A 25,129-nucleotide genomic window follows, 5' to 3' on the forward strand; every position below is an offset into this window, starting at 1 on the left:
CCGCCCCCATCCTCGAGCGGTCCGGGACGGTCAGTCCGCGAGGTCGGCGACGTCCGCTAGGTCGGCGGCTTGCCGGCGCAGGGCGCGTGCCAGCGCCTGCGCGGGTGCCTTGAGGGGACCCGGCATGCGCACCAGGCTGACGCGTCGTACCTCCTCCGCGACGCCTTCGACGGGCACGAAGCGTACGCCGGGCGGGACGACGGGCAGCAGCGTCGGCGTGGCCGTGGTGATGCCGGCGCCGGCCGCGACCAGGTGGAGCTTGGTCAGCCAGTCGCGGGCGGTGTGGCGGACCGTGGGCCGCCCGGGCAGACCAGGCCAGATGCCGAGCAGTGGCTCGTCCGCGGTGCCGGGACTGGCGATCCACGGTGCGCCCGCGATCTCCTCGACGCTGACGCTGCCCCGTTCGGCGAACTGGCCGCCTGCCGGCACCGCCACGGCCAGGTGCACTTCCAGCAGTGGCTCGACGCTCAGGGGCGGATCGTCCGTGTCGGGCGAGCGATGCGGTGGCCGGGAGGAGAGGAGGGCGAGGTCCAGGGTGCCGGCGCGCAGCGCGCGCACCAGCGAGGGAGTGGTCCCCTCACGCGTCGTCACCTGGAGGTGCGGGTGCTCCTGGCGCATCATCGCGAGGGCTCGGGGCACGACCACCGCTCCGGCGGTGGGGAAGAAGCCGAGCCGGACGCGGCCCCCCTCGACCTTCTCCGCTCCGCGCAACTCCCGTTCGGCAGCCTCAAGGGCGGCCAGGGCGACGACGGCGTTGCGCAGCAGGGCACGGCCTGAGCCGGTCAGCCGGACACCGCCGGGGTGGCGGTCGAAGAGCCGGGCTCCGGTCGCCTGTTCCAGCGCGGCCATCTGCCGGGAGACGGCCGACTGCGTGTACCCGAGCGCGTCTGCCGCGGCCGTGAAGGTACCCCGCTCCGCTACCTCGCGCAGGATCCGCAGCCCGAGCAGCGTCATCTCCATGGGGTCTCCATGAGCGATCAGCATATCCACCATGCCGAACATTCGTTGGCGGAATGCCCCTCCGCGTTCCTAGCGTGGAAGGCATGAACAGGAGGCCGGCTACCCGGCCGCCCTGTCCGGTGGACGGTTCATCGGCCCGTTCAACGCCCGGGAAAGACAAGGAAGGCGACAGTTCATGCCTCTGATCAACATCTACCTGCGCCAGGGGACCCCCTCCGAGTACCGCCGGAACGTCTCCCTGGGCCTCCACAAGGCCATGGTCGACGTGCTGAAGGTCCCCCAGGACGACCAGTTCCACGTCTTCCACGAGGTCCTGCCCGACAACTTCCAGATGCAGCCGGTCGTGTTCGGCCTGCGCCGCAGTGAGCGCGCCATGTTCATCCAGATGTCCTTCAACCAGCGCACCACCGAGCAGAAGGCCGAGCTGTTCCAGGCGGTCGTCAACAACCTCCGGCTGTTCGCCGACGTCCCCGAGGAGGACATCCTGATGACGATCGTCGAAACAGCCAGGGAGAACTGGTGGGCCGCCGGCCGCGTCGTCAACCCCACCACCGGCTACGACGAGCGTATGAACGACGTCCCCACCGGTGCCGAGGCGACGAGCTGAGGCCGGCGCGGTCCGCCCCCGAGTGGCGCTGTCAGGGGCGGGTGGGCATCGAGATCCGGGCGAGGACGGCCGTCGCCTGCGCCGGGTCGGCGTGGAGCCAGGCGGTGAGGTGTTCGCGGACGGCCTCGGCGACACAGGCGCGGACGGGCTTGTTGCCCAGTCGGTCGCGGGTGGCCCCCTCGAACTCGGGGCGGTCGAGCTTCACCGACACGACCGCCGTCAGGCCGGCGCCGAGCTGGGTGGGGGTGAAGTCGGGGTCGGACGGGGTGAGCAGCCGTTGCTCCCGGGCGTAGGCGTTGACCGCGGCCGCCAGGCCGTCGCGAAAGCCGAGCTCGTGCGTGCCGCCGGCGGTGGTCGGCAGGCTGCTGGCGTAGCTCGCGACCCGCTCCTCGCGGGAGTCGCACCAGCGCAGGGCCACCTCGACGGTTACATCTACGGCGAGCGGCGAATCTGTGTAGTTACTGGCGGAACTCCCTTCGATACCAAGGTGGGTAGCTGCAACTTCTACCGCCCGGGTGATCTGCTTATCAGTGCCAAGGGAGATTCAACGCGCCGGGACGAGATCGGGTGGACGGTGACGGCTGCGTGTGGAAGTCGGTCGCTGGCTGGTGACTGGGCTCCCGGGAAGCACTACGACATAGGGCAAACCGTCAGGCCGACGCCCCCCAATGGCTTTGTGTATCGGCTGAAGGAGTACAACGCCGGCGGCCCGTTGAACCCGGGTGACAAAATCTCCGGAGGTCCAGAGCAGCCGCGGTCCTGGAACCTGGACCAGGCCCAGGCCCAGGCCCAGAGGGTTGGAGGCGTGACTCACGACAACGACCTAGAGTGGGAGACGCTCTATGACTTGGATGTTCCCGCAAACAGAAAGTGCATTGAACCCATTCCACAGCGTGTGGCAGATCAGAAGAACTCGAACGCGACGGACATTGACCATCTGAAGAGTGATTTCAACGCACTTCTTGCCAAGCTGAGAGCGGCGCACCTGTTGGAAGGAGAATAAGCGGAGACGGACGGGGCTCATACTGGGGATGCCGCATCTCATCGACTCCGCCATTGCGTGAACGTTGATGGCACAGCGGGCCGGTGGCACTTCGAAGGCGGCGACTGTTCCAGCAGGACTCTTGTCGCCAACTATGCGAGCACACGCGCGTCGTGACGGTATGACACCGTGCAGGGACGCATGAGCGGAGGTTCTGCTTACCGGACCTCCCGCACCTGTTGGCTCGTCAGGGTGGTGCCGCAGTAAATACCGGATTTACTGCGGCGGAGCCTCTACGGTGATCACCGCGACCTGCGGCGGGCTCTCCGGCCGCCGCAGGTGAGGTGTACGCATTTACTGCGGCAGCGCCGAAAGGACGGGACGGGCGTGGCGACCGAACCGGTGACCGAACTCGGGAGCGGGGGCGCGCTCCTGCTGCCGAGCGCCCGGGTCGTGCCGCTGTCCGCCCCGCCCGCGTCGTACACCGCGGCGGTCGAGCGCTATCTCACCGGCGCGGGCATCGCGAAGTCCTCCGCGCGGATCTACCGAATCTCGCTGACGACATGGGGATGGATGCTCGCCGGCGAACCCGCGCCGACCGGACCCGCCCGCCGGGGCGCAAAGCCGCCCGTCTTCCCCGTCACCGCGATCGACGACCCGGCACTGCCGGAGACCCTGGCCGAACTGGCGGCAGCGCGGGCGGACGAGATGGACGCCGACACCGTCAACCGCGAACTGCCCATCGCCCGCAAGACGATCGGCTGGTGGCAGCGCCTGGGCTGGATCGACGGCGACCCGACGATCGGCATCGAACGGCGGCCAGCGCCGCCCGACCGCACCAAGGCCCTCGCCGAGAACCAGATCACCGCCTTGTGGCGCCTGGACGTCGCCCTGCGGGAGAAGACCCAGTGGAAGATGCTCTACGAGTCCGCCGCACGGGCCGACGAGGTGCTGTGCCTCAACGTGGAAGACCTCTACCCGCAGGACAAGCGGGGCAGGATCACCGCCAAGGGCGGGGCGACCGAGTGGATTCACTGGCAGTCCGGCACCGCCCAGCTCCTGCCCCGCCTCATCGCCCGCCGTACCCGCGGCCCGCTGTTCCTCACCGACCGCAAGGCCCCGGCCGGAACCCCGACGCTCGACGTGTGCCCGGAGACCGGCCGGGCCCGGCTCTCCTACCGCCGCGCTGAGGAGATCTTCGAGGAGAACACCCGGCTGCTGGCCAACCCCCTCGCCTCACCCGAGGACATCGAGGACCTGGACGGCTGGACGCTTCACCGGCTACGGCACAGTGCCCTGACGCACGACGCGGAGGACGGCACCTCCACCCCGATGCTGCTGGCCCGCTCCCGCCACGCCTCCGTCCGCTGCCTGGAGCGGTACGCCCGCCCCGGCGTCGACTCGGTCGCCCGGCACGTCGCCGAACGCGACCCCGCCGCGCGTCGCCGCACGTGACACTCGTCGTTTGCGGCTGGTGACAGCGTTCTTACCGGCACACCCGACATCGCCGAGGTCGTCCGCCAGTTGCAGGACGAAGGAGAGAAGGTCGACCCGGAGGACCTGGACTCCACCCACGAGCTCGCCGACGAACCCGACGCCTACGCCCCGCACCTGGACGTCGACTTCACCCCGATCCGCGGAGACGGCCCGCCGACCGACGGATTCAGCCAGGCCGTGTGAGCCAGCCAAGGGCCGGATGCCTGAGCTGGCCGTGCGGGTGTCGGCGAGCACGGAGCCTTGGCACCGCGTCCGAGGGCTGATCCCGGGGAACGGCGTGAGGTCACAGCATTCGGTCGACCAGCCCGTCGACGTAGTCCGGGGTGAGCTCCATGCCGAAGAGGACGCGGATATACATCGGGGCCAGGATGTGGTCCAGCACGTCGAACGCGTCGGGTGCGTGTTCGCCACGGTCGCGGGCGCGATCGAGCATGGACTGCAGTTGCCGGGTGCGTTCGGCGCGGAGGTCGGCACCAGCCTGCAGGCCCTGCTGACCGCTGCTCGACAGGGCGACGGCCAGGTGCAGCACCGCCAGACCGTCGGGTCCGGTGATCTCGCGGGCCACTTGGGCCGCGTAAGTGCGCAGGTCGTCGGCGAGGCTCCCGGTGTCGGGCATCGGCGACTGCGCATTGAGGCGGGTGAGCGCCACGTCGGTGAGCAGGGTTTCCAGGCTGCCCCACCGGCGGTAGATGCTGCTGTCGGCTACGCCTGCGCGGGCTGCGACCTCGCCGACGGTGAAGTTGCCGTAGCCGCGCTCACTGATCAGGTCGGTGACGGCCTGGTGCACCTGCGCGCCGACGCGGGCGCTGCGCCCGCCGGGCCGCCGGGCTCGCTGTCGCTCGTTCATGCCCCCACCCTAACGCAGTCAAAACTTGCGTTTGCGAGGCGATCCTCCCTATAGTCACCTAACGCAGTCGCTGACTGCTTTAGGGCGCTCGGGTGTATCGCCACCCCGCGTCGACCGCGACCGGGGGCAACTAACGATTGAGGGGGATCCCATGGCTGCATCGCATGCGACCGTAGGCAGTCGATCAAACCGGGCCGTGCTGCTCACGGTGACCTGCCTAGGCCAATTCATGGTCCTGCTCGACAACACGATCGTTGGAGCGGCACTGCCCGATATGCAGCACCGGCTGCACACTCAGCTGACCGGTCTGCAATGGATCGTCGACGCGTACGTACTGCTGGTCGCCATGCTGCTGCTGTCCGGCGGTGTCTTCGCCGACCGGTTCGGCCGCAAGCGGGTGTACCTGACCGGCGTGGCGGTGTTCACCGCCGCGTCGCTGCTGTGCAGCCTCGCGCCCTCGCTCGGCTGGCTGGTCGCCGGCCGGGTGCTGCAGGGCATCGGGGCCGCGGCGCTGAGCCCTGCCTCGCTCGCCCTTCTCGCCGCCGCCTATCCGGTACCGCAAGAACGAATGAAGGCGATCGGGCTGTGGGCCGGACTCAGCGGAATCGGTCTGGCCGCAGGCCCCGCGGCCGGCGGCGTGCTGACACAAGCCTTCGGCTGGCCCGCCATCTTCCTGGTCAATCTGCCCATCGGCGTGGTCCTGCTGCTGGTCGGCCTGCGCCACCTCGGCGAGTCCCGCAACCCGAGCGCCCCCGCGATCGACATCCCGGGCACGGTGCTGTCCGTTCTGGCGGTGGGGATACTGACCTATGGGCTGATCGAGGGTGGTGCCCGCGGCTGGACCTCACCGGTCATCCTGGGCAGCTTCGCCGCCGCGGCGATCCTCCTCACCGCCTTCGTCGCCGTCGAAGCCCGTCGCTCCGCACCGATGCTGCCGCTGCGGCTGTTCCGGCAGCGCCTGTTCACCGTGTCCAACACCGCCATGATCGTGGTCGGGTTCGCACTCATGGGCTCGTCGTTCTTCTTCTCCCAGTTCTTCGTGTACGTCCAGGGCAGCTCAATCCTGCGCGCCGGCCTGCAGACCCTGCCGGTATCCCTCGCCATGGTGATCGTCAGCCCGTACGCGGGCCGACTCGCCGCCCGGCACGGCTTCCGAATCGTGGTTACCACCGGCCTGGCCCTGGCCGGCCTGGGACTGCTGGCGCTCGGTAAGGTGCACGCCGACACCGGCTACGCGAACGTGTGGTGGCGACTGGGACTCGCCGGCATCGGCTTCGCCCTGACCATGTCCCCACTGACAGGCGCCGCCATCCAAGCAGTCAGCCCGCAGGAAGGCGGCCTCGCATCAGGCATCAGCAGCACCACCCGGCAGATCGGCGCGGTGCTGGGCGTGGCGGTACTCGGAGCCATCGTCCGCACCCGGCAATCCGGCGGCGCCTCCTTCGAGGCCGGCCTCGACAGCGCCTTCCTCGCTGCCGGCACCGTCACTTTGGCCACCGCCGTGTTCACCGGCCTGTGGCTGGCGAGGTCCAAGCCCGCGGAAGGCTCCGCGGCGCCGAAACGTTCCACCGATCCAGGTGCGGTAACCACCTCGAAAGAGGTATCCGCGAACAGCCGTTGACGGCGACACCGATCTGGTGGCGCAGGAGAACGGGTCCGACTACTGCCTGTCCGTGCATGCGTTCCGCGGGACCAAGTTGGCCGGGCTGAGTGCGGCCGATGCCACACGCGCGCCGAGGCGGCCGCCGCTGTCTTGGATCTGGCCGCCGTGATGGTCCGTGACCGCGGAACCGTTGCCGACGAATAGCTGGCCGCGGCCCGGTGCGCCGGCCTGTCCGACGGGCAGATCGTCGAGGTCATCGCACATGTCGCTCTCAACGTGTTCACCAACTACCTCGCCACGGCTGCCCGTGTCGACATCGACTGGCCGCTCGTGCGCCACACCGACTGAAAGAACGCGAACGCGATGGCACGGTCAGAGCTGGATCGCCTGAACCGGGTTGCCCCAGCCCCCTCCAAGCCCCCTCCGCTGCGGTGCCTCGACCGACGAGAGCACGCCCTCACGCCATCGCGAATTACGACCGACCCGACCACGAAAGCCATCACTTTGCCCACATCAGTGCAAGTCAATCCACTCCAGCGCGCTTCGGTCGCCGAGGCCGCCGCGTGGCATCAGGTCGTCGCGGCCTCGACGGCCCACGACCTGCCCGGAGTACCGCCGCCCGCCCCCGGGCAGATCCACGCCCAGCTCACCCAGCCCGCTCTGGACAGCCACCGGTTGGCCTGGCTGGCCACCGGGGCGGACGGCGTCCCGGTCGCAGTCGCCGGCCTGCGGGTGTTCACCTCCCCGGGCCAGCATCACCTGGCCGAACTGGAACTCCACGTCGACCCCGCACACCGCCGCCTGGGAACCGGCTCCCGCCTGCTGTCGGCTGCCGTGGCAGCCTGCCGCACCGAGAACCGGCGCAGCCTGATCGCCACAGCCGCGGCCGACAGTCCGGGCGAAGCCTTCAGCGAACGGTGGGGCTTCCGCCGCGCACTGACGTTGAATCACCTCACGTTGCGCCTCGACGAGATGGGCCGGGCCGACCTGCTCCAGACCGCCGATGCCGAGCACCCCGGCTACCGGCTGACCGGATGGACCGGAACGGTTCCCGACGGCCTCGCCGATGCCTTCGCCACGGCCAAGAACGCGATGAACGACATGCCCCTCGGAGACCTGGACTACGGCACCGTGGCGTGGGACGCCGACCGCGTCCGCGCCATGGCCACGGTGGTCGCCGACCGCGGAGACACACTGCTGACCATCGCCGCCGTCCACGACGACGGCGCCATGGCCGGCTACACCGAGATCCTCCTGCCCCACGGCGCGCCGCCGCGGGCCCAGCAGTACGACACGGCGGTCGTGCCCGCACACCGCGGGCACGGCCTCGGGCTGTGGGTCAAAGCCGCCATGGTGCGCAGGCTGCGCGCCGAGCACCCGGGCGTAGCCGAGATCGAGACGGACAACGCCGACGACAACGTCCACATGCTGGCGGTCAACCACGCACTGGGCTTCCGCTCCTACCGGCGCACACACGAATTCCAGCTCGACGTGCCCGCAGCCTGACCCGCAACCTCATCCTCCTCACAGAATCGACAGTCCATGCGCAAGCTGACCTATTACATCGCCACCACGCTCGATGGCTTCATCGCGGGCCCGGACGGTGGTGACCCCACCGGTCCGAACGGCTTCTGGCCCATAACGGAGGACTACATCCAGCACCTCGTGGCCGAGTACCCGGAGACGCTGCCCGTCCAGGCCCGGCAGGCACTGTCCGTCACGGCGGAGGGCACACACTTCGACACTGTGCTCGAGGGGCGGCGCAGCTACGAGATCGGTCTCGCGGCCGGCATCACCGACGCCTACCCCCACCTGCGTCACCTGGTGTTCTCCCGGACCCTGACCGAGAGCCCGGACCCGGCCGTCGAACTGGTCGCCGACGACCCGGTGGCAACCGTGCGCGAGCTCAAGCAGCAGGACGGCAAGGACATCTGGCTAGTCGGCGGCGCCGAGCTCGCGGGCTCCCTGTACGCCGAGATCGACACGCTGATCCTCAAGATCGGCCCGCTGACCATCGGCGGCGGGCTCCCGCTGTTCTCCCGCAAGGCAGCCTTCGACCCGCGCACTTGGACACTCGCAGACCACACCGCTCTCAAGAGCGGCGCGATGTTCCTCACCTACACGCGCGTCAGCAGCTGAGTGATCCGGGCGGGCGCCGCTTGTGGAGGCCGGGCGCGGGCGCGCTCGGAGCGCCACACGGGCGCAGCGCGCCGGGACTTGCGGCACGACCCGGGTCGTGTCGCAAGATCCCCAGCTGAGGCCAGAACCTGCGGAAATGGGAGAAACGAAGTGCGTATTGTTGTCGATGACCGGGACGAGTTGGAGCGCGGCGAAAGGTCGCGCGGGGAGCGTCCGGTGACGGACGCCGACGTGATCATCGTGGGCGCAGGGCCGGCCGGCCTGATGCTGGCCGGTGAACTGCGGCTGGCCGGGGTGCGGCCCCTGGTGCTGGAGCGGCATCAGCAGCCCCGAGACACACCGAAGGCCAGCGGTATCGGCGGGCGGATCCTGGACCTGCTGCGGTACCGAGGCATTCTGGACCGGTTCGAAGCAGCCAGCAGTGACCCCAACATCGCTCCCCGATTCCCGTTCGGCAGCCTGCATCTGGACCTCACACAGCTTGCAGATCCTCCGATGCGGGCGCTGCCGATCTCACAGACAGAAATCGAGCGACTCCTCGGCGAACGCGCCCGCGAACTCGGCGCCGACATCCGCCGCGGGCACGAGGTGGTCGGGGTGGGCCAGGACGATGCCACCGTGACCGCGGAGGTGCACGGGCCGGATGGGCCCTGCCGGGTGACCGCCCGATACCTGGTGGGCTGCGACGGCGCGCGCAGCCGAGTCCGCGACCTGGCCGGCATCCCGTTCCCCGGCACCACGTACCCGGAGGTCAACCGGCTCGCCGTGGTCACCGTGCCCGATTCGCTGACCGTGCTCGACAACGGCGACATCGACGTCCCCGGGCTGGGCACGATCCATGCGGGTTTCACCCGAACAGGCCGCGGCGTGTTCGCGTTCGCGGTCACCGACGGGGTGCTGTCCCTCATGACCACTGAGGACGAGTCCGCCGAATACGACGATGACGAGCCGATGACCCTGGCTGAGCTCGGCGACAGCATTCGCCGGGTACTCGGCGGGGACGTCCCCTTGGGAAAACCGGTTCGGCTGTCGCGCTTCACCTTCAAGGACCGGCAGGCCGAGCGGTACCGTGACGGACGGATCCTGCTGGCCGGCGATGCGGCCCACCTGTTCCCCGCCACCGGCACCGCGCTCAATGTCGGCATGCTCGACACGGTCAATCTTGCCTGGAAGCTGGGCGCGGACATCCGCGGCTGGGCGCCGACCGGCCTGCTGGACACCTATCACGACGAACGCCAATTCGCCAGCGCTCGCGCGCTGTTGCAGACCCGAGCCCAGGCGGCACTGCGGCGCGGACATGACGCGGCCGACGATGCGCTTCGGCAGGTCTTCCAGGAACTGCTCGTCGACGAGCCGGCGTTGCGCCGTATGGGAGCCCTTGTCGCCCACAATGACATTCGCTATCCGGTGCCGGACTCCGAGCCCCATGCCTTGACCGGCGCCTTCGCACCCGATCTCACCCTGCACACCGACCAGGGCATCACCAGCGTCGCGGAACTCATGCGCCCCGCACGGCCCATCCTCCTCGACCTCGCCGACCGCCCGGACCTTCGCGAGGCCGCCCGGGACTGGCAGCACCGCGTCGACATCCACACCGCCAAAACCGATCACCCACCGGCCGGCATCCTCCTGATCCGCCCGGACGCCCACATCGCCTGGGCCGCGGCCGTCGACGAACCCGCCGACACCACCGCGCCCGCGCTGCGAGAAGCACTCGCCTGCTGGTTCGGCACACCCCCGGAGCGTGTCTGAAAAAAGATGGCTCATACAAGATTTTCGTAGCCGGTGATCGCTTCAACTTACCTCTGGTATCGGCTGGTTGGCGGTGAGAGGCTGGCTGCGTGTGTTGTCGTGGTGGGGGACCTGCTGCCGCAGCTGGCCGCGGTGCGGGTCGATCGGGTGGAGGCTGGCGGAGATCTGTTGAGGATCACGGCCCGGACCAGGGATGACGCCGAAGCGGTGTGTCCGGCGTGCGGGCAGGTATCGGACTGGGTTCATTCGCGATACGAGCGGCATGTCGCGGACGAGGCGGTCGGCGGGCGCCTGGTCGTGATCGACTTATCGGTGCGCCGTCTGTACTGCGAGAACCCGGGCTGCGAGAAGGTCACCTTCGCAGAGCAGGTAGACGGGCTGACGCAGCGCTACCAGCGCCGCACGCCAGCCCTGCAGAAGGTGGTCGACGCGGTCGCCGTGGCCCTGGCCGGGTCGGCCGGGGCCCGGCTGCTGGGCGTGCTGCACCACGCGCTGTCCTGGGCGAGCGTGCTGAACTGTCTGATGCGCATCCCCCTGCCGGCCAGGGCCGTCCCGCGGGTACTGGGGATCGACGAGTTCGCCCTGCGCAGAGGCCACCGCTACGCCACGATCCTGATCGACGCCGTGACAGGTGAGCGGATCGAGGTGCTGGCGGACCGGAAGATGGAGACGGTCACCGCCTGGATGAAGGACCACCCCGGCATATCGGTCGTCTGCCGGGACGGGGCCGGGGGCTTCGCGCAGGCCACCACGGACGCCGACCCCGCGATCGCGCAGGTCTGCGACCGCTGGCACCTGTGGCATGGCCTGGCCGAGGCCGCGACCAACGAGATCAGGGCCCACAGCGCCTGCTGGGCCAAGGCCGGCCCGCCTCTACAGGAGGGCACCCGCGCCGCGACCACCCGCGAGCGGTGGCAGCAGGTCCACCAGCTCCTCGATGCCGGGGTCGGCCTGCTGGAATGCTCCCGCCGCCTGGGCCTCGCCCTGAACACAGTGAAACGCTACGCCCGTCACACCGAGCCGGAACGCATGGTGACGGCGCCCCTCTACCGGCCCACCCTGGTCGATCCCTACCGCGACCACCTGCGCCGACGCCGCGCCGAGGACCCCGCGGTGCCCGTCACCCACCTCCTGGCCGAGATCAAGGAACTGGGCTACAGCGGCAGTGCGAACCTCCTGGTCCGGTACATCAACCAGGGACGGGTCGAGGCCGACCACGCCAGCCTTTCCCCGCGCAGGGTGGCCCGCCTCCTGCTCACCGACCCCGACCACCTGCACGAAGAGCAGCTCGTGCTGCGCGACCAGCTCGCCGGGGCCTGCCCGGAGATGACGGCTCTGGCCGCCGTGACGACCGGCTTCGCCGCCCTGCTCACCCCGGCACCGGCCAACGCCGACGCGCTGACCGGCTGGATCGCCCAGGTCCGAGCCGCGGCCCTGCCCTTCCTGCACGCCTACGCTACCGGCCTCGAACGCGACCGCACGGCCGTCGAACACGCCCTCACCCTGCCCTGGCACAACGGCCGCACCGAAGGCGTCAACAACAAGATCAAGCTGCTCAAGAGGCAGACCTATGGCCGCGCCGGATACCGCCTCCTACGCCAGCGCATCCTGCTCAGCTGACACACACTCAGAAACGATCACAGGCTACGAAAATCTTGTATGAGCCGCAAATTCTGTGGAATCAGGTTTGTCAAGCTCCTGCCGCACGAGGAGAGGCTGGCTCGGCAGGAGGACTGTTCTGCTGGGATCAATCCGCCTGTTGATGAGCCTCGGCCTGGGCCATCTCGGCGGTGATCGCCCAGCGTTCGTGGTCTCTCCATGCGCCATTGATGAACTGGAAGGCGGGCGAGTAGCCCTCTCGCTGGAACCCCAGTCGCTTGACGAGGTTCAACGAGGGCGTGTTATCCGGCTGGATGTTCGCTTCCAGACGGTGGAGCCCCAGCTCTCCGAAGGCGAGTTGCATGACGAGCCTGAGCCCCTCGGCCATATAACCGCGGCCGGTCGTCGGAGCGTAAGCGGCATACCCCAGGGTTCCGCTCTGGATCGTGCCCCGGATCATGTTATTGATGTTGACGCTGCCCACAATCGCGCCCGTGCTCTGCAAGCAGATGACGAAGCCTTCATGAACGGTCTGCTCAAGTCGAGCGAGGTAACTCTCGAAGGCCTCCACTGTGTTCTCGCGAGCTGACAGCCACCGATTGAGCATCTCAGCGCTCTCTTCGGCCAACGTTGTGAGCTCTTCGTAGTCCTGACGACAGACGTGGCGGATGGCCACGCGTGGGCCCTGGGCAAGGTACTCAGTGGAATGCATCCGAGGATCCTACGCAGGTCGCGAATCAGCGGGCGGGCCGTCACTCGGCGGGTACTCCTTGATTTACGGCGACGATCGGCAGGAGCGTCGCCGTTGCCGGAGCGCCGATTTGGCGGGGTGTAGTCCCGGCCGGCGTGGGGACGTCGACCAGCCGTTCCAGCAGCTGGTCGAGCGCGGCCTGGCCGTCGTCGACGGCGGCGCGTTCCTCGTCGCTGAGCGGGACGCTTGCCAGCATGCGCTGGAGGTTGTCCTTGGCCTCCAGGAGCTGACCCTTGCTGGAAGCCTTGGGAGTGTAGAAGTCACAGCGGGCGCACGCCATGCGGTGCGGGCACTGCTCGAAGAAGGTGTAGGTGCAGAATCCATGTCCGAGGTCGTAGTACTGCCATGGCTCACCTGACGCGGCCGCTCCGGAGGTGACCGCGTCCCGGTCGACGAGGACTTCGATGGTGCGGACGTTGCGCTCGAAGTACCCGGCGTCGCTGTATGCCTTGACCAGCTTGTTCGGGCTGATCTTGACGTAATGCTGAGTCGTTTCCGGCGAACGGTGTCCGAGCCAGGCCTGGAGCTCGAACAGTGTCATCGGTTCCTTGGCGTTGTAGAGCTGGCTGGCGATGGTCGAGCGGGCCCGGTGGCTGGTGATGTTGCCGCGGACGTCGGCGGTCGGGACGCCGGCCTTCCGACAGAGCGACGGGATGATCGTCCCGTTGATGTAGGTCTTGGCGACCCGGCGGGCCCGCATCGCGAAGAGCCGATCGACGTGCTTGCTGGTCTTGCGGTCCAGCATGGTCGGCTGGTCGGGGCGGATCGCCTGCCATGCCTCGATGGCCTGGCCCAGCAGAGGATCGACGGGCTTGGTGAACGCGTGCCGGTCTTGTGGGTAGGGACGTCCAGCAGGCAGACGGCGTCCTTGGCGAGCACGTCGCGGGAGTCGCCGGGGATGGGGGCCCCGTCGTGCTGCCACCGGATGCAGCCCACCCGCAGGCGGGCGATCTCGTCGCTGCGCTGGCCGCTGAACAGCCAGGTCAGCGTGACCGCGCGGATGAGCTCCATCGGGTAGCACGGGCCGCTGGAGTTCGCGGGCAGGTCCTTGGGTTCCAGGTTGAGGCCGGCCCACAGGAGCTTGGCCCAGATGTCGTCGGCGATCACGCGGGGGTTCGGGCCGATCAGCGCGTGCACGCTCCTTGGGGTAGCCAGGGCCCGGGCGGGGTCGAACCGGCGGGGGATCCACTCCCACTCCTGGCAGTCCCGGAAGAAGGTTCAGGTGGCTGTCAGGTATCCGGCCTTCGTGCGCGGCGAGATCGGCTCGCCGTCGCGCTTGCTGAGCCCGTACTGCGGTTCACAGTGGCCGAGCGCGGCGACGGCCCGCTGGATGCCATGAAGGGAACCGGTGTGCCAGCGCGCCCACGCCGATTCCTTCCGCAGGCGGGCGAAGGCATCCGTGGTCAGGTCCTCCAGCAGCGGGCTGCGGTTGAGCAAGAACGCCTGGCAGAGCACGGTGGGCAGGCGCTGGTCCTCACCGCGGCCGATGCGATAGCCCCACCTGCCGAGGACGTCCGTGACCTGCTGGATGGAGCGGTCGACGGGTTCCGTGCCAAACACACGCCAGGTCAACGCGAGCCGGTTGAAGGGGCCCAGGCGGTCGAAATCGGTGAAGCCGCAGAGCAGGTAGCCGTAGGCGGCGACGTAGGGGCGGACGGTGCCGTCGATCCAGCCGGGCCAGGGCTTTTCGAACTCGTCCGCGCTGGTGCCGATCAGCCGCAGCCACTCGTCCGGCATCCATGCCCAGTAGGCGGTCCCCAGTTCTGCTGCCCGCAGCAGGATGAGACCGATCGCATCGGTGATAGCGCGGCGGTGGTGCGGAGTGTCCGGGCAGTGCATCGCCGCACGGGCATCGTCCAGAGGACGCAGCAAGCGGCCGATCGTGTCCCACTCGGGTGCATCGCGGGCGAAGGTGGCGATGGCGTGCAGTTCCCAACCCATGCGGGCCAGATCGGTCAGGCACAGGTGCCGGGTGGTGTGGGTGGAGAACCGCGGGACCCCGGCGGCCAGTGCGACTCGGCGGACCACCTTCGACCACGTCCACAAGGTCAGCGGCTCGGCGTGGTTGCGGCGCGACTCCGACAGGAACAGCGGTCCGCGGGCCCGGCTGATGGTGGACCGGTGGGCCAGGTAGCGGGAGAACAGGACGCCCGTGGCCGCCGAGTACGGCACCACCCGCTCCAACCGGTTCTTCGTCGTCTCCGCCCGGACCCGCAGCATCCGGTGGGCCGGGTCCAAGTCGTCGGTCCGCAGCGAGCACAGCTCCTCGCGCCGCAGGGCGGCGTCGTAGGCGAGCGCGAGCATCACACGGTTACGGATCGGCTCGTCCCGGAAGACGGACAGCACGTCAAGCCACTGCTGTTCACCGGGGATCCACGGCAGCTTGGTCAGGCGCGGCACCAGGCCGCGCTGGTGGCCGCCGAACCGGCGACCGGGCGTGTAGCGGCCGCGTCCGACCGGGTTCGACTCGCGCAGCCCCTCCTCGATGAGGAAGTCGTAGAACAGGCGGACCGGCACCAGCCGCTGCTGCAGCGTGGCGTTCGCCAGCCCGGCACCGGAGTCGATGGCCAGCACGTTGGTGCCCCGGCGGCTGGGCCGGGTGGTGAGCTCGCGGACGAAGACGGCGACGTGCGCGCGGCTCGCGGCCACCGGGTCGACATTCTCCCGCTCGCAGACCTGCAGATACTCGGCCAGTCCGCGGGCGTACGCGTCGATCGTGCGCGGGGCCCGGCCCAGGTCTGTCCACACCTGCAGCCACTCAGCCGCCTGCTCGTGACGGCCGAGGATCGGCCACTTCTCCTCCAGCACCGTTGAGATGCCCAATGAGTCTCCTCAGTCCGTGGTGACGCCCCGGGGTCCAGAGTGGATCCCGCTGCGTGATTCCACGTAACTGATAACTACCTGGCGGACGTCGAGCTGCGGCAGGAGATCCACGAGGGCTTGCAGGTGGTGGAGAACTGGAACTCCGCCAACCAGGACCTGTTCTACGGCAAGGACGGCGACCTGACCGGCGCGGACAAGGAGAGCCAGGAGGTCAGCATGCTCGCGCTGCACCTGCTCCAGTCTGCCCTGGTCCACGTCAACACCCTGCTGATGCAGCAGGTCCTGGCCGAGTCGAAGTGGGCGGACAAGCTCACCGACGCCGACCGGCGGGCCCTGTCGCCGCTGTTCCGGACGCACGTGAACCCGTACGGCCGGTTCGAGCTGGACATGAACTCCCGCCTGGACCTTGGCCCGCAGCCCACCGTTCCCGGTCAGCGGGTGGCCGAGGAGGAGCCGGTGGCCGCCGGCATTTGAGCGGCACGCGCGAGGGATAGCACCGGGTCCATCCGGTGCCCATCGGGTGAATGCGGCACCGCCGGGGCTGTTGGCCTGCACCGACGCGGCGTCGAGGCCAAGGACAACTCGGCTCGGCGGCCCCGGGGCGAGCCGGACCAGGACTCAACTGGATGCTGACACCAGGCCTGCTTCGTAGGCGGCGATGACGAGTTGGACCCGGTCGCGGGCGTCGAGCTTGGTCAACAGACGGGCCACATGGGTCTTAACGGTGGCGGGGCCGATGAAGAGGTAAGCGGCGATCTCACTGTTGGACATACCGCGCCCGACCAGGGTCAGCACCTCGCGCTCTCGTCCGGTGATGCCGTCGATCTGCCGACTCTGCGATGGGGGTGGTCCCCCCGGCCGGAGGCTGGAGGAGGATTCGGGCCGCCCGGCGAACTCCTCGATGAGGCGGCGGGTGACGCTCGGTGCGATCAGGGCATCGCCAGCGGCGACCACGCGGATCGCCGCGATGATGTCCACCAGCGCCATGTCCTTAACCAGGAATCCGCTCGCACCAGCGCGCAGCGAGGCGTAGACGTTGTCGTCGTCGTCGAAGGTGGTCAGGACGACGACGCGCGTCGTCTCGGAGCCCGCCGTGATGATCCGGGTGGCTTCGATGCCGTCCATGCCGGGCATGCGGATGTCCATCACCACGATGTCGGGCTTAAGGTCCGATGCCAGCTCGACCGCCTGCGCACCCGTTCCGGCCTCGCCCACGATCTCGAGGTCCGGGATGTCGGCGATGACCATGCTCAGCCCGGCGCGCACCAGTTCCTGGTCGTCGGCGAGCACGATACGGATCGTCATGTCGGCAGCCTAGCCGCCACCCGGAAGCCGCCTTCGGGCCTGGACCCGGCGCTGAACCGGCCGTTCAGCAGGGCAACCCGCTCGCGCATCCCGGAGATCCCATAGCCGGCCCTCGCCGCCGCATCGGCACGCACAGGGCCGCGCCCGTCGTCGACGACCTCGATGACCAGCTCCTCGTCCAGGTACTCCACGGACACCTGGCAGTGGCGGGTGCCTGAATGGCGCACCGCGTTGGTGACCGATTCCTGGATGATCCGGAAGGCGGCCAGGTCGATCTCGGGGGGCAACGGGCGCCGCTGCCCCAGCCAGTGCACCTCAACCCGGACTCCGGCGTCGGCCGTCGCGTCGGCCAACCGGTCAACGGCCTCCAATCCCGCTGCCGGAGCGGCTTTCGCCGGATCCGCTTCCGCTTGGTGGAGCGCGCCGAGCATGCGCCGCAGTCCGGCCAGCGTCTCGCGGCTGGTGATCTCGATGGCGCTCAGCGCCTTGCGCGCTCCGGCCGGCTGGGTGTCGATGACCAGGCTTGCCGCGCCGGCCTGGATCGCGATGACGCCGATGCTGTGGGCGACTATGTCGTGCAGTTCGCGGGCGATCCGCAGCCGTTCGGCGACCACCGCCCGGGCTGCTGCCTCCGCGTGCAAGGCCTCACTGTAGTCGCGCCGCTGGCGGATCGAGTTGCCGATCATCCAGGCGATGACGACGGTCAAGGCGGCGCCCGACATCTCGGAGAGCAGATCGCTGACCATCTCGTTCGCACGGGGCGCGGTCGCCCAGTTGCCCATGAATGCGCCAGCCCAGACGGCCAGCACGATGCCGGCGGCCGCGATGCCGGTTCGGCGCGGTCGGGTGGCCGCGATGTAACAGATCAGAACATCCATGGCCGGGAACAGCGGCCACGTCCGCTCCCTGAGGACCATGACCGCTATCGACTCGGCGAGCATCAGCCCGAGCACCGGCAGCGGTCGACGGCGGGCCACTCCGATCGGCAACGCCATGACGACGGCCACGCCCGCCCCGGCCCAAAGCCCCCAGCGAAGGAATCGATCCTGGGAAAGGTAGAAGAAGACGTTCATCGAGGTGAACAGCACCAGCGCGAATAGGCCGGCCACACAACGGGTGACCGCCATCCATGCGCCCGGGGGTATCCGTCTCAGCAGCGGGGGCCGCGGCATTACTTGATCCACTGGCCGATCGTAGCCATCCAATCCACCGCCGGGCGTCCCCCTGCGGGCGTACGCCCGCAGGGGGACCGGCTCGTTCGGGGGGTCCGCCTGTGTCCGGACGCTGTACGGGGCCGGCCTGCGACAGCGTTGGCCGGGTGATTGAACTCAACCAACTCACCAAGCACTACGGCAGCGTCCTGGCTGTGAACGGCCTGACCTTCACCGTGCGGCCCGGGCAGGTGACCGGGTTCCTCGGCCCCAACGGCGCAGGTAAGAGCACCACGCTGCGCATGCTCCTGGGGCTGAACGCCCCCACCAGCGGCACCGCCACTATCGACGGCCGCCCGTTCCGCGCGTTTGGCACCGGACTGCGCCACGTCGGCGCCCTGCTGGATGCCAATGACGTCCACAAGGGACGCACCGCGAACGCGCATCTGGCCGCACTGGCCTGCAGCAACGGCCTGCCCCGACGTCGGGTCCAGGAGGTCCTGGAGACGGTCGGCCTGGGCGAGGCGGGCCGTCGGCGGATCGGCGGATTCTCCCTCGGCATGCGGCAGCGCCTGGGCATCGCCGCCGCCCTGCTCGGTGACCCGCCCGTCCTGCTCTTCGACGAGCCGGTCAACGGCCTGGACCCAGAGGGCATCCGGTGGGCGCGCGAGCTGTTCCGCCGCCTGGCCGGTGAGGGGCGGACCGTGTTCGTCTCCAGCCACCTGATGAGCGAGATGGCGAACACCGCCGACCACCTCATCGTCATCGGAGGCGGCAGGCTGATCGCCGACGATCCGGTCGGCGACTTCGCCGCCCGTGCCGCCAATGCCGGCGTCACCGTACGTACCCCCGACCCGGACGCCTTGGCGGAGGTCCTGCGCAACGCCGGCGCGTCGGTGCTGGCGGAGTCCCAGGGAACCCTAAGCGTCACCGGCCTGACTGCGGCCCGTATCAACGAGCTCGCCTTCACCCACCGCGTCATGGTCCACGAAGTCACCGCCCATGGCGGATCGCTGGAAGACGCGTTCATGCAGCTGACCGCCGACAGTGTCCAATACCGCGCCGGAGACCCCCGATGACCACGCTCACCACCTCACCCACGGCCACCGTCCGGTCCGCTGTCGGGACTCCTCCGCGCTGGCGCGACCTGCTCGACGCCGAATGGATCAAGCTCTGCTCACTGCGCTCGACCTTGATCGTGCTGGCCGGCATCGTCGTCCTGGCCTGGTACGTCGCCTACGACGGCGCCAACCAGGCTTACACCGCCTGGCCGGGCTTCGAGGACGACTTCAAGCAGATCTTCGACCCCGGGCACGAAACCCTCTACCCCCCGGCGTATCTCCTGCTCATGACCGTTGCTGGCGCGATCGGCGCGCAGACCGTGGTCGGCGAGCACGCCAACGGGCTGATCCGCACGACGTTCCTCGCCGTTCCGGCCCGCAGTCGAGTGGTGCTGGCCAAGGCCGCCGTCGTGACGGCCGTACTGGGGGCCATCGGCCTGCTCGTCGGCGTCGGCTCATGGGGCATCGCCATGGCAATCTACTCGGACCGCATCACCGCGTTCTCCTGGAGCACCCCCGGTCTGCCAGGCCTCCTCGCGGCCGTCGTGATCACGTTCCCGGTGTCCGGCCTGATCGGGATGGCCGTTGGCACGCTCATCCGCAACGGCGCGGTCACTATCTTCGTCCTCTTCGTCAACTTCATGATCGTGCCGATGGGCCTGCTGGCGCCCGACGACAAGCTGCTGCACACCGGCAACTTCTTCGAGCAGGTGAGCAACGCCCTGCCGTTCTCCGCGTTCCTCCAGCTCACACACCTCGGATCCGGGCACATCGTCGGCTACCACCCGTCCAACACGGAGGCGTGGATCGCGCTCCCCGTCTGGGGCATTGTCTCCTGCGTCATCGCTGTGATGGCCCTCCGCCACCGCGACGTATGAGCACATCAAGCCCCGCAACCGGCAGAGACGGCAAGCCAGGGCGTTGAATGAGTTGGACGGCGGACCTGCTGACAGCAGCCCCGCGTGCTCACCGCAGGTAGTGGCCTGGAGAGCATGCACGGCCTGGATCAGTTTTGCCACCAACGCCCGCTTTCCCAGCGGAACCTGCGGGCTCGTCAGCGAGAGCTCCGGTCGGACGCGATTCGCGCCGCAGACCCCGGTGGGCTGCCTGGACTGGGCGCCTTCGCCGCCTACCCACTCTGCCGTTCATCTCCGCCGACGGGCGGCCGGGTCCTGGGCGGCGACGTGCCGGGCGACCGCGTCGACGCCGGGGCGGGCGTACCGCTCCAGCGACCGGACGGAGGCGTGCCGGGAGCGGGCCAGCAGCATCGGCGTGCTGGTGCCGTTCTCCGCGTCGTGTGTGAGGCTCGAATGGCGCCAGCGGTGCAGCGTCCAGCCCTGCAGGTCCTCCCACTGGTCGGGCCGGGCGAGCGGGTTGGCCAGCAGCCTGGTGCTCTCCTCGAAGATCTCCTCCGTCCGTCGGTAGGGCAGCCGGGCCCGGCCGGTCGTCGGGCAGATATCGAGGCTGGGCGTGCCGTCCGGGGCCCGGCGCTCGGTGAGGAACAGCGGTCCCGCGGTGCGGCCGGCGATCAGGCGGGGCAGCAGCTGGGCCGCGCCGGACTGCCAGTGGATCCACTCGATCGCACCGCCCTTGGCCTTGATCTTGCCGCGCTTGTCGGCGGTGAACAGGTCCTCCACGTTCAGGCACAGGACCTCCTCCGCCCGGGCCGCCGACTCGTAGAGGAGCCGCCAGAGCGTCTTGTCCCGCAAGCTCACGTCGTCCAGGCGCCAGATGGCGGCGACCTGGGCGAGGGAGAGCGCCTTGGTCTTGTCCGGCGGGGACGGCCGACGCTCGATGCCCAGCGTCGGGTCTGTGCTGATCCAGCCCTGCCGCAGCCACCAGCCGATCGCTTGCGCACCACCGACAGCTCGCGGTTCACGGTGTCCGGGTCCATCTCGTCCGCGCGGCGGCGGCGAGCTCGGCCAGGACCTCCGGCAGGCCCGGGTCGTCCAGCGCGGCGAGTTCCAGCGTCGGCGGCTTCGCCCCGCGCCGGGCCGGACCGGTCGGGGTCGGCGTGCTGGCCAGCATCCAGCACCAGTTCGTCAGCGAGATTTGGTAGACCCGCGCCGAGCCCTTCGAGATGCCCGCCGCCGTCAGGTACCGGTCCATCGCCGCCGCGTACGTCGCCGGACCGGCGGCCAGGGGCACGACACGGGCGCGCGGAAGACGCAGCGCGCTCCCGGTCTCCGACACGGCCGCCCGTTCGATCGCCACCCTCGCCCGCCCCTCCATCACTGTCGCGGTAAATGCGTACACCTCACCCCCGGCGGCGGTGATCATGCTCGATCGAACATGCGAGGCCATCGCGGGGGCGCCGGCCCGAGGATAGAGGTCCTGCCGCGGTAAATCCGGCATTTACTGCGGCACCACGCTGACGGTCCATCATCGGCCGGAAGTCCGATAAGCCGACCCGGAAGTGGAACGGCTTCTACCGCCATCCGCTGTACCAGTGACCCTCGCGCGGGGTCCGGCCCCGAGCATCACGCAGGGCTACATGTCCGTTCGCCGCAGCTATACGAGAACAGGGCCCCAATCGCTTGCGAACCCGGCGATCTGCGCACACCATCCGTGCTAGCCGCGTCTTGCCGAAGCCCCCGGCGCCTTGGAGCCCGGTCGTCAGCCCTACCGTCCTGCTGCCGCGCGCCCGAACCGCGCCCACGGCCTGCCGCAGCTCGACGCGTCGCACCAGCCAAGGCTCAACCACCGGCACTGGTGGCGGCGCCGGATCCCCCTCGGTAGCAGCCGGCCGTTCAAGACGCTGCGACAACAGCACGGCGGTCACCCAAATCAGGGTCAGCGCACCTACTGCCCACCAAGCATGGGTCCGCAGGCTGTCCAGGACGCCTGGCCACCGCTTGTCACCAGTCGCGGCATTGCCCGCCAGCACCGACAGCGTCGCGTCCACAACTGCCACTGCGGTCAGCAGCCTCAGCATCCCACGGCGCACTCGGCCCACAGCCATCCCTAACCCCGAGAGAACCGGCTCTCGCAGGCGGCGAAACAGCCGCCTCTTTACACATTAGGCACTTTGGCCATCCGTGGCCGGTTGACGGGTTGGGCAGCTCAACCAGCCCCTTAAGCCCTGGCTGGCGTACTACCGCGTGATCTGCTCCGGGCATAGATCGGCTCGGACAGCTGGTGACAGGCACGTATTCGATGTGCGTCGTATGCGTGGGGCGTGTTCGCCCTGAAGGGGACGATCCGGAGGAACTGGTCGCGGGAGCGAGGCCAGCGTAGGAGTCCAGTGAGCCGTGATGGTGCCGTTTACGGGCGGTCCGGGCGGTCGATCGCGTAAATCACCGGGTTCACCAGGGAGTCGCCGACCTTCTGCCCGTCGTCGCACATGACGTACACGGCGTCGCCGAGGACCCGGGCGAACCGCACCATGCGCTGCGGGAAGCGGACCGGGCGGCTGCGCCGGCCGCTCACCGGGTCGACCAGGACCAGGTCGGAGGCCGAGTCGGCAGCGGAAAAACACCAGGGAGGGCCGGGGTTGGCGGTGGCCTTCCGGTTGTCGGGCATGACGTCACGCAGGTCCTGCGCGTCCCAGAGGGTGGTGCCGTTACGGATGTCGACGACCCGGCTGCCGGGGTTGCGCACGTTCATGAGTTGCAGGGCGGTGTCCCACCTGCGGATCACCATGGTGTCGGCGACGCTCCACACTCGGCGGCCATCGGCCAGGTTCCACGCGCTTGAGACGTAGTTCTCCGCCGGGGATCGACCGGCGACCAGGCCGAACTCGGGGAGGACCAGACCGCCGGCCTGGAGCGGCCCAAGGACCTTGCCGTCAGCGGCAGCCACGACATGGAGCTCCTTGGTGCCCGCGAAGTAGATTCGGTCGTCAGTGGAGCCGGCGAGCTCGGTGTCCTCGCTCCGGTCGGCTGGTTTGCGCCTCCAGAGGTCCTTCCCGGTGTCCTGGGAGATTGCGAGCCAGCCGTCCACCATGTCGTAGATCAGGACGGCGCCACCGGCCAGGTCGAGGCCCATCACCTCGGTCACGTCCCTGCCGATCACGTACGTCCACACCACCGTGCCGCTGGCCGGGTCCAGGCGCCAGACGTGCTTGCCCTTGCCGACGTACAGGGCGTTGTCCGCTACTTCGATGTGGTGGAGGCCATCGCTCACCTCATCGTTGCCGAGACTCAGATCCTGCGACCAACGCGCCTTGCCGGTAGCGTTGTCGAGGCGTTGTACCGAGTCACCGTTGCGTACCAGGATCGAGTCCCAGAAGAGGCGCAGGGCGTCAGCGATCGGAGTGGCCTGGCCCGGATACGGCCACAGGACCTTGCCGGACTGGGCGTCCCGGGGGCCGGCGCTCGTTATGAGCAGGGGGCCCACCTGGCCGGACGGCACGTCGTTGCCGGGTACCGTCCAGCGTGGTCGGACCGCCTGGGCGGTAGCCCCGGTGGAGGCGCCCGTCGCCGCCGCACCGCCGCTGCCCGAGCCCTTGCCGCCGTCAAGGATCCGGGGAACGAGCGCGGCGGTGGCGCCACCCGTCACGACGACGACGCCCAGGCCGAGCAGTACCGAGCGTCGGCTCGCCTTCCGGTCGTCGGCCGGCTCGGCTGGGTCGGAGCCAGCTGGTGGGAGAGGTGGCCGTGGCGGCAACGAGGGCCGTGGTGCCGAGCCCGCGGTGGGCTGTGCGCCGAGGAGCTCGGCCACCGCCCCGAGCCGGGCGGCCGTCTCGGCCGCCGAGGCCGGGCGCTGTTCCGGGTCCTTGACGAGCAGTTCCGCGACCAGGGCGTCGAGCTCCGGCGGGAGGCCCGGGCGGCTCCGGGACGGCGGTTCGGAGGCCTCGGAGGCGTGGGCGACGAGCTGGGCGAGGAGCTCGCGGCCGCCGAAGGGCGGGGCACCGGTGAGCAGGTGGTGCAGCAGGCAGCCCAGGGAGTACAGGTCGGAGGCGGGGCCGACACCCCGGTTGTGGGCCTGCTCGGGAGACATCCAGGGGGCGCTGCCCAGGATGCTGTCGGTCCGGCTTAACTGTTCCAGGCCGAGGGCCGGGTGGAACCAGGCAATGCCGAAGTCCAGGACCTTGACCGTCCCGTCCGGGGTGAGGATCACGTTCGCCGGCTTGATGTCCCGGTGGACGATGCCGCGTTCGTGGGCGAAGGCGAGGGCGGCGCAGACCTGCCGGGCCCAGTCCACGGCGCGGGCGGGGGAGGGCGGTCCGTCGGAGGCTAGGACTCGGTCGAGGGTCCGGCCGGGGGCGAGCTCCATGACGATGAAGAGGGTGTCGCCGTCCTGGCCGAAGTCGTGCACCGTCACGACGTGGGGGCTGTCGGAGAGTCCGGCGGCGGCCCGGGCCTCGCGGCGCAGCCGGTCCGCCGCCTCTGCCGTGACCCCAGGCCTGGCGGCGATTGTCTTGACGGCCACGGTGCGGTGCAGCACGAGATCCTCGGCCCGCCACACCACCCCCATGCCGCCAGCCCCGAGCTGTTCGGTCAGCCGATAGCGTCCTGCCAGTACGTGACCTGTCACCTATGCCCCCTGGATACGCGATTCGCCGGGCCCCAGCGTAGAAGCAACGTCAGTTTCCGCCCAGCACAAGGCGACCTGCACAAGAGATACAAGTCGACCGCATCACGACCGTGGCTACCCGCAGGAACCCCGACCGCGTGATCAGGTTCGGGTGGTCAGGTAGGTGTTCCAGTCGCGGCCGGCGCGGCGGGTCCACTTCAGGGCGCTGGTGAGGCTGATGCCAAGGAGTGAGCTGAGGACGGACGGGGGCAGGTCGGCGGCGAGGGTGATCAGGGCGGAGTTGCGCAGGGGGATGACCGGTAGTCCGTGGCGCCGCAGCTTCGAGGTGAGGTGGTGGGCGGTGACAGGCTGGTCAGCGAGTTGGCTGGGGAAGAGCCACGGTGTGCTGGGCCGGGCCGAGGTGCGGGCGATGGCCGAGGCGGTGACGGCGTGTTCGGCCTGCTGGGCGAGCATGTGGAACGCGGCCGGCGGGAGGGCTGCAGGGTGGACGCCGAGCTGGGTCGTGGGCTGCGTGCCGCCGGTGAGGTGGCGGGTGGTGAGCTCGGTGATGCGCTGGCCGCTGATGCCGTAGAGG

At 69.4% G+C, this 25,129-nt stretch carries 24 protein-coding genes; 12 read left to right on the plus strand and 12 right to left on the minus strand.

Going from position 1 to position 25,129, the window contains the following annotated elements:
* Positions 1–30 precede the first annotated feature (30 nt).
* On the minus strand, positions 31–954 hold the full coding sequence (locus ACZ52J_RS27230; RefSeq protein ID WP_465622583.1) for a LysR family transcriptional regulator: 924 nt from the start codon (positions 952–954) through the stop codon (positions 31–33).
* Positions 955–1,135: 181 nt separating this feature from the next.
* Here ACZ52J_RS27230 and ACZ52J_RS27235 point away from each other — a divergent pair, with 181 nt between their 5' ends.
* Positions 1,136–1,567 carry a tautomerase family protein gene (locus tag ACZ52J_RS27235; protein WP_465622453.1) on the plus strand — a complete coding sequence of 144 codons (432 nt, stop codon included), beginning with the start codon at positions 1,136–1,138 and terminating at the stop codon, positions 1,565–1,567.
* Positions 1,568–1,598: 31 nt separating this feature from the next.
* On the opposite strand, the gene ACZ52J_RS27240 is transcribed toward ACZ52J_RS27235, so the two are convergent.
* Positions 1,599–2,111, minus strand: a complete 513-nt coding sequence (locus tag ACZ52J_RS27240; protein WP_465622585.1) for a TopoII/MutL transducer domain-containing protein — start codon at positions 2,109–2,111, stop codon at positions 1,599–1,601.
* Between ACZ52J_RS27240 and ACZ52J_RS27245 the strand changes: the two genes are divergently transcribed.
* The 3 genes from ACZ52J_RS27245 to ACZ52J_RS27255 all read left to right on the plus strand — a co-directional run bounded on the left by ACZ52J_RS27245 (position 2,055) and on the right by ACZ52J_RS27255 (position 4,229).
* Complete coding sequence (locus ACZ52J_RS27245; RefSeq protein ID WP_465622454.1) at positions 2,055–2,570, plus strand: hypothetical protein; 516 nt, start codon at positions 2,055–2,057, stop codon at positions 2,568–2,570. The genes ACZ52J_RS27240 and ACZ52J_RS27245 overlap by 57 nt on opposite strands.
* 366 nt (positions 2,571–2,936) lie before the next feature.
* A complete protein-coding gene (locus tag ACZ52J_RS27250) occupies positions 2,937–4,004 on the plus strand; it encodes a tyrosine-type recombinase/integrase (protein ID WP_465622455.1) in 1,068 nt (355 codons plus the stop codon).
* 69 nt (positions 4,005–4,073) lie between these two features.
* Positions 4,074–4,229, plus strand: a complete 156-nt coding sequence (locus tag ACZ52J_RS27255) for a hypothetical protein (RefSeq protein ID WP_465622457.1) — start codon at positions 4,074–4,076, stop codon at positions 4,227–4,229.
* A 100-nt stretch (positions 4,230–4,329) separates the two neighbouring features.
* Here the strand turns inward: ACZ52J_RS27255 and ACZ52J_RS27260 are convergent, their stop codons facing one another.
* Complete coding sequence (locus ACZ52J_RS27260) at positions 4,330–4,893, minus strand: TetR/AcrR family transcriptional regulator (RefSeq protein WP_465622458.1); 564 nt, start codon at positions 4,891–4,893, stop codon at positions 4,330–4,332.
* Between the two features lie 151 nt (positions 4,894–5,044).
* On the opposite strand from ACZ52J_RS27260, the gene ACZ52J_RS27265 reads away from it, so the two are divergent.
* The 5 genes from ACZ52J_RS27265 to ACZ52J_RS27285 all read left to right on the plus strand — a co-directional run bounded on the left by ACZ52J_RS27265 (position 5,045) and on the right by ACZ52J_RS27285 (position 12,007).
* Entirely contained in the window at positions 5,045–6,514 is a 1,470-nt protein-coding gene (locus tag ACZ52J_RS27265) for an MFS transporter (protein ID WP_465622459.1), read from the plus strand.
* 498 nt (positions 6,515–7,012) lie between these two features.
* Entirely contained in the window at positions 7,013–8,002 is a 990-nt protein-coding gene (locus ACZ52J_RS27270) for a GNAT family N-acetyltransferase (RefSeq protein WP_465622461.1), read from the plus strand.
* A gap of 36 nt (positions 8,003–8,038) precedes the next feature.
* Entirely contained in the window at positions 8,039–8,635 is a 597-nt protein-coding gene (locus tag ACZ52J_RS27275; protein ID WP_465622462.1) for a dihydrofolate reductase family protein, read from the plus strand.
* A gap of 216 nt (positions 8,636–8,851) precedes the next feature.
* Positions 8,852–10,387, plus strand: coding sequence for an FAD-dependent monooxygenase (locus tag ACZ52J_RS27280; RefSeq protein ID WP_465622463.1), 1,536 nt, complete (start codon positions 8,852–8,854; stop codon positions 10,385–10,387).
* A gap of 81 nt (positions 10,388–10,468) precedes the next feature.
* The gene (locus ACZ52J_RS27285) at positions 10,469–12,007 is read left to right on the plus strand and encodes an ISL3 family transposase (RefSeq protein WP_465622587.1); all 1,539 of its coding nucleotides are present in this window, start codon (positions 10,469–10,471) and stop codon (positions 12,005–12,007) included.
* A 127-nt stretch (positions 12,008–12,134) separates the two neighbouring features.
* Here ACZ52J_RS27285 and ACZ52J_RS27290 read toward each other — a convergent pair whose 3' ends face one another.
* The 3 genes from ACZ52J_RS27290 to ACZ52J_RS27300 form a co-directional block, all read right to left on the minus strand.
* Positions 12,135–12,698, minus strand: coding sequence for a GNAT family N-acetyltransferase (locus ACZ52J_RS27290; protein WP_465622465.1), 564 nt, complete (start codon positions 12,696–12,698; stop codon positions 12,135–12,137).
* Between the two features lie 40 nt (positions 12,699–12,738).
* Positions 12,739–13,482: a tyrosine-type recombinase/integrase gene (locus ACZ52J_RS27295; protein WP_465622466.1), complete on the minus strand. Its 744-nt coding sequence runs from the start codon at positions 13,480–13,482 to the stop codon at positions 12,739–12,741.
* Positions 13,483–13,955: 473 nt separating this feature from the next.
* Positions 13,956–15,560 carry a tyrosine-type recombinase/integrase gene (locus ACZ52J_RS27300; protein WP_465622467.1) on the minus strand — a complete coding sequence of 535 codons (1,605 nt, stop codon included), beginning with the start codon at positions 15,558–15,560 and terminating at the stop codon, positions 13,956–13,958.
* A 78-nt stretch (positions 15,561–15,638) separates the two neighbouring features.
* Here ACZ52J_RS27300 and ACZ52J_RS27305 point away from each other — a divergent pair, with 78 nt between their 5' ends.
* A complete protein-coding gene (locus ACZ52J_RS27305) occupies positions 15,639–16,034 on the plus strand; it encodes a Tn3 family transposase (RefSeq protein ID WP_465622589.1) in 396 nt (131 codons plus the stop codon).
* Positions 16,035–16,178: 144 nt separating this feature from the next.
* Here ACZ52J_RS27305 and ACZ52J_RS27310 read toward each other — a convergent pair whose 3' ends face one another.
* Positions 16,179–16,865 (minus strand): response regulator, encoded by a 687-nt coding sequence (locus tag ACZ52J_RS27310; RefSeq protein WP_465622469.1) that lies wholly within the window; start codon positions 16,863–16,865, stop codon positions 16,179–16,181.
* A complete protein-coding gene (locus ACZ52J_RS27315) occupies positions 16,862–17,992 on the minus strand; it encodes a sensor histidine kinase (protein ID WP_465622471.1) in 1,131 nt (376 codons plus the stop codon). Before ACZ52J_RS27315 ends, ACZ52J_RS27310 begins: the two co-directional genes overlap by 4 nt.
* 191 nt (positions 17,993–18,183) lie before the next feature.
* Here ACZ52J_RS27315 and ACZ52J_RS27320 point away from each other — a divergent pair, with 191 nt between their 5' ends.
* Together ACZ52J_RS27320 and ACZ52J_RS27325 are read left to right on the plus strand one after the other, a co-directional pair.
* Positions 18,184–19,095 carry an ABC transporter ATP-binding protein gene (locus ACZ52J_RS27320; RefSeq protein WP_465622472.1) on the plus strand — a complete coding sequence of 304 codons (912 nt, stop codon included), beginning with the start codon at positions 18,184–18,186 and terminating at the stop codon, positions 19,093–19,095.
* Positions 19,092–19,955, plus strand: a complete 864-nt coding sequence (locus ACZ52J_RS27325; protein WP_465622474.1) for an ABC-2 transporter permease — start codon at positions 19,092–19,094, stop codon at positions 19,953–19,955. The genes ACZ52J_RS27320 and ACZ52J_RS27325 overlap by 4 nt, the downstream gene beginning before the upstream one ends.
* A gap of 267 nt (positions 19,956–20,222) precedes the next feature.
* On the opposite strand, the gene ACZ52J_RS27330 is transcribed toward ACZ52J_RS27325, so the two are convergent.
* The 4 genes from ACZ52J_RS27330 to ACZ52J_RS27345 all read right to left on the minus strand — a co-directional run bounded on the left by ACZ52J_RS27330 (position 20,223) and on the right by ACZ52J_RS27345 (position 25,008).
* Positions 20,223–20,792, minus strand: coding sequence for a tyrosine-type recombinase/integrase (locus ACZ52J_RS27330; protein WP_465622475.1), 570 nt, complete (start codon positions 20,790–20,792; stop codon positions 20,223–20,225).
* Between the two features lie 160 nt (positions 20,793–20,952).
* Positions 20,953–21,291 carry a hypothetical protein gene (locus ACZ52J_RS27335; RefSeq protein ID WP_465622476.1) on the minus strand — a complete coding sequence of 113 codons (339 nt, stop codon included), beginning with the start codon at positions 21,289–21,291 and terminating at the stop codon, positions 20,953–20,955.
* 1,050 nt (positions 21,292–22,341) lie between these two features.
* A complete protein-coding gene (locus ACZ52J_RS27340) occupies positions 22,342–24,555 on the minus strand; it encodes a protein kinase domain-containing protein (protein ID WP_465622477.1) in 2,214 nt (737 codons plus the stop codon).
* 141 nt (positions 24,556–24,696) lie between these two features.
* A complete protein-coding gene (locus ACZ52J_RS27345; RefSeq protein ID WP_465622479.1) occupies positions 24,697–25,008 on the minus strand; it encodes a hypothetical protein in 312 nt (103 codons plus the stop codon).
* Positions 25,009–25,129: the final 121 nt, after the last annotated feature.

The organism is Kitasatospora sp. NPDC034035 (genome assembly GCF_055575755.1).